Below are 4,268 nucleotides of genomic sequence, written 5' to 3' on the forward strand. Positions count from 1 at the left end.
GCACCGACCTCCCTCCCTTCTTCCGACGCCGAGCCTTCGATGGAGAGCAGCAGATCATGGCGGATCCCGCAGGAGACAAGGCTCCAGCCTCTTCGGCGAACGACCACTGGTTCGACGCCATAAAACTGCTCACCGGCTACAAGCCGTCCCTCGCGCGAGGCGAGATCTTCAAAAGCCTCTACGGCAACGACGACATCCCGCTGATGAAGGTGGAGATCGACACCTCGGGCGCCACGCCGACGAACGCGGAGGCCGAGGCCATCAACAATATGAACTGGCGCACGCGGAACTCCGGCTGGCGTATCGAGGACACCGACTTCGTCGTCCCCTTCTACGGCCCGACCGACGACTCGTCGGTCAGCACCCTGTCGACGGGTACAGAGGTGCACATGCGCAGGGCGCGCATCACGCTGCTCGGCACCGATTCCCAACACACCATGCCGCACGGCGGTGTGTCCCCCGGCGGGAAGTTCGGCAAGGGATCGCATCTCATGCCGGACGGTTTCGAAGGGTGGGATTCCGCGCCGCTCGCCCAGTACAGCTACGGCGGTGGCCTCGCGCTCGAGAAACTGATGTACTCGCCGTACTCCACGCAGGGATTCTCCTTCAACGACGTGTCGGTTCTCGATGACGACGCCGTCGACCTCAAGAGCTTCGACCGCGCCGCGCAGGCTTTCAACCGGGCGGCGCTCTTCTTCTTCACCTCCAGGGCCACGATCCAGCAGTGGGAGGACGCGCTGGGATCGGAGGACGCGGCCTGGCGTGGACAGGCGGCCGGCGTCTTCTGGGACATCATTCACCAGCTCGGCATCAACTATCAGAACTACACGGATGCTCTCTCGGTCGGTGGTCTGGGCATTTCCAAGGTGGCCGAGAATCTGCTGACCGCGAAGTCGGGTTTCCAGAAGGCGATCGATGACCTCTATTGGGTCTGGAGCGACTGGGCGCTCCGGTTGGGCAATCCACTTCGCTGGCTGTGCGACATCCTGTTCGACATCACCGACCAGATCTGGCTGAACAACATCACCAAGGTCCGGTGGCACGAGAGTTACGGCTACAACTCCTACGACAGTTGGAACCAGGTCGATGAGGACGGGTGGAGCGGCGACGCGACGACGGTCATCAACGCCAAGAAGAATTACGGCCCCCTGAACTCTCTCACCACGTGGAAGGCGATCGGTGAGGAGGCGATCCGCCAGTGGCAGACCTCCGTCGACAACTACTTGGGCAAGGCCGCCCAAGAGGCGCTGCGCGTCATCCATAACTCCTGGGTCGACGTGCCCGACAGCATCCCCAAGCTCACGACCGTCGAGATCAACCTCGCCGCCGACCTCCAGGCCGACAAGGCGCAGGCCGCGCAGGACAAGGCCGACAAGGCCGCCGCGGACGCCAAGAAGCACCAGGACGACTTGGAGAAGAAACAAGATGATTGGCGCAAGCAGGATCTGGATCACCAGAAGCAGATCGAGGACGAGCAGCGCAAGCAGCACGATGAGGATCTGAAGCACCAGAAGGAGCTCGAGGACGAGCAGCGCAAGCAGCGCGAAGAGGATCTGAAGCACCAGAAGGAGCTCGAGGACGAGCAGCGCAAGGAACGTGAGGAGGACAAGAAGCACCAGGAGGAGATCGAGAAGGAACAGCGCCTGCAGTACCAGCAGCAGCAGGACGAGGCCAGGAAGCAGTACCAGGAGCAGCAGCAACAGCAGAAGGAACAGCAAGAGGAGCAGAGGAAGCAGTACGAGGAGCAGCAGAAGAAGCAGGAGGAGCAGGAGAAGCATCAGGAGGATCTGCAGAAGCAGCAGCAGGACGAGGCCAAGAAGCAGAATCAGGAGCAGATGGCGCTGCAGATGCAGATGCGGAAGGAGGATCAGAAGAAGCAGGAGGAGCAGGAGCGGAAGCAGGAGGAGCTGCAGAAGCAGCAGCAGGACGAGGCCAGGAAGCAGTACCAGGAGCAGCAGCAACAACAGAAGGAGCAGCAGGAGGAGCAGAAGAAGCAGGTCGAGCAGCAGCGCAGGGATCAGCAGGAGCAGGAGAAGAAGCAGGAGCAGCTGCAGAAGGAGCAGCAGGACGAGGCCAGGAAGCAGTACGAGCAGCAGCGCAAGGATCAGCAGGAGCAGGAGCGGAAACAGGAGGAGCAACAGAAGGAGCAGCAGGACGAGGCCAGGAAGCAGTACGAGCAGCAGCGCAAGGATCAGCAGGAGCAGGAGAAGAAGCAGGAGCAGCTGCAGAAGGAGCAGCAGGACGAGGCCAGGAAGCAGTACGAGCAGCAGCGCGAGGACCAGCAGCAGCAGCAGAAGGACATCGCGAAGCAGTACCTGCAGCCGGGGTCTCATCAGGTCGTTCAGCAGCCGGACACGTACCCACTGCAGCCCTCGCAACTGAACCACCACGTCGTTCAGAACCCCGACGGCAGCCTCACCACCGTCTACGACAACTCGCAGACGGGGCATCTCCAGCCCGGCCAGGTCCAGAGCCACTCGTCCCTGAACCCCGACGGCAGCATCACCACCGACTACAGCGACGGCAGCTCGACGACCATCAACCCGCACACGGGCCTGGAGACGACGATCCACCCGGACGGGTCGACCACCACCGACCACCTGACCCACGGCCACACGCTGACCAACCCGGACGGCAGCCGGACGACGGTCAACCCCGACGGGACCGTGACGACCCGCTACCCGGACGGCAGCTACACCACGATCAACCCGCAGGCGGGCAGCGCGGTCACCCACGAGCCGAACGGCCAGACCATCACGACCCCGCTCGGCCGCGACGGCGTGTCGCTCCCGGACGCGTCGTACCTGAGCAACCTCGGCAACGGGACGGCGGGCTACTACGAGTCGGCCCTGCACGACCTGCCGAGTTCCGGGAATCCGCTGGGAGGTCCCTCGGCGTCGCTCGGCGGCCAGACCGCGACCCCCACCACGTTCCCCGTCGGCCAGTCCGGCGGAGTGCTGCCGCCCGCCACGCGCCTCGACGGGACCACCACCGGCGGTGCGCCCGTCGGGCAGACGGGCGGGTACCCGCCGCCGATGGGCGGCATGGGTGGCATGGGCGGCATGGGCGGCGGTGACAAGAACGGCACCAGCGAACGGGTGCGCCAGGTCTACGAGGACGAGGACATCCTCCCCGCGGACGGCGGGTCCCTCGGCCGGCGCGCGCGCCGGAACCGCGGCTACGAGGAGGCGGTGCCCGGGGCGGGCCGCACACCCACGAGTTCCGCGTACAACCCGTACTCCGGGGGCGAGGACCACCGCCAGACGGAGAGCGGCGACCGCGAGCGCGATGCGTGGGCGCCGGAGGAAGAGGACGTCTGGGGCACCGACGAAGGCGGCGCGCCGGCCGTCATCGGCTGAGAACAGCGGAGCCGGCCGGACAGTACCCGATGGGGACCCGGCACAGGGGAGGAGAGCAGGCGATGGAGACCGAAGAGTCGATGGAGAAGCTCCTCGCGGAGGCGAGGGAGCGGCTCGAGTCGACCAGGGCGGCGGTGGCCCGGGCCCGGGCCGACCTCAGCAGCTCGTCATCGACCGCGCGGTCCAAGGACCGCTCGGTGGAGGTGACCGTCGGCCCGCAGGGCGAGTTGCAGCGGGTCAAGTTCCTGGACGAGCAGTTCCGGACGATGGAGGCGTCACAGCTGGCCGCCTCGATCGTCGAGGCCGCGAACAAGGGCCGGGCGACCATGGCACGGCGGGTGATCGACACCTTCTCCGCGCTGACCCCTCCCGAGGAGAACGCCGACGGCCTCCCCGGGTTCAAGATCGACTTTGAGGAGATCTTCAAGTCGGCCCTGGCCGGCGGACGGCGCGGACGGGGAACCGGCACGCCCCGCCGCACCTCGCGCGGCATCCGGCCGGCCGCGAACCTGCACGACGAGATAGTGGAGGACGGCAACGGTGAGTGACACGAGCAGGTATGAGGCGGACCCGGCGAAGGCCGAAAGGGCCGTCGAGGCCATGGAGAACCTCGGGACCCACGTCTTCAACCTGGCCACGCGGTTCCGCAACGGCACCAACCTCGAGGTCCTCGGCAACGACAAGTCCTTCGGCGCCCCGGCGAAACGGGCGGCGATCCAGCTGGTCGACGAGCTCGCCACGGGTGTCGAGGCGGCGAGCCGGCTGCTGCTGGCCGTCCCGATGGCGCTGCGGGCGAACCAGTCGAGTGTCCTGAACCAGCAGCGGAGGGTGCTCACGGCCGTCCACGACGCCGGGGCCCGGGGCGGCTGGCGGACGCCGGGATCCGGCGGCAGGAAGTAGCAGACGCCC

Annotated in this window: 3 protein-coding genes; all 3 read left to right on the top strand. The window is 66.3% G+C overall.

Annotated elements, in window-relative coordinates; translation table 11 throughout:
* The first annotated feature begins 56 nt into the window (after nt 1-56).
* The 3 genes from AB0L00_RS20995 to AB0L00_RS21005 all read left to right on the top strand — a co-directional run bounded on the left by AB0L00_RS20995 (nt 57) and on the right by AB0L00_RS21005 (nt 4,259).
* Nucleotides 57-3,359: an AAWKG family protein gene (locus AB0L00_RS20995; protein WP_364436533.1), complete on the top strand. Its 3,303-nt coding sequence runs from the start codon at nt 57-59 to the stop codon at nt 3,357-3,359.
* 62 nt (nt 3,360-3,421) lie between these two features.
* On the top strand, nt 3,422-3,907 hold the full coding sequence (locus AB0L00_RS21000; RefSeq protein ID WP_364436536.1) for a YbaB/EbfC family nucleoid-associated protein: 486 nt from the start codon (nt 3,422-3,424) through the stop codon (nt 3,905-3,907).
* The gene (locus tag AB0L00_RS21005) at nt 3,900-4,259 is read left to right on the top strand and encodes a hypothetical protein (protein ID WP_364436539.1); all 360 of its coding nucleotides are present in this window, start codon (nt 3,900-3,902) and stop codon (nt 4,257-4,259) included. Before AB0L00_RS21000 ends, AB0L00_RS21005 begins: the two co-directional genes overlap by 8 nt.
* Nucleotides 4,260-4,268 lie beyond the last annotated feature (9 nt).

Source organism: Actinoallomurus sp. NPDC052308, from assembly GCF_040679195.1.
Classification (GTDB): Bacteria; Actinomycetota; Actinomycetes; order Streptosporangiales; family Streptosporangiaceae; genus Actinoallomurus; species Actinoallomurus liliacearum.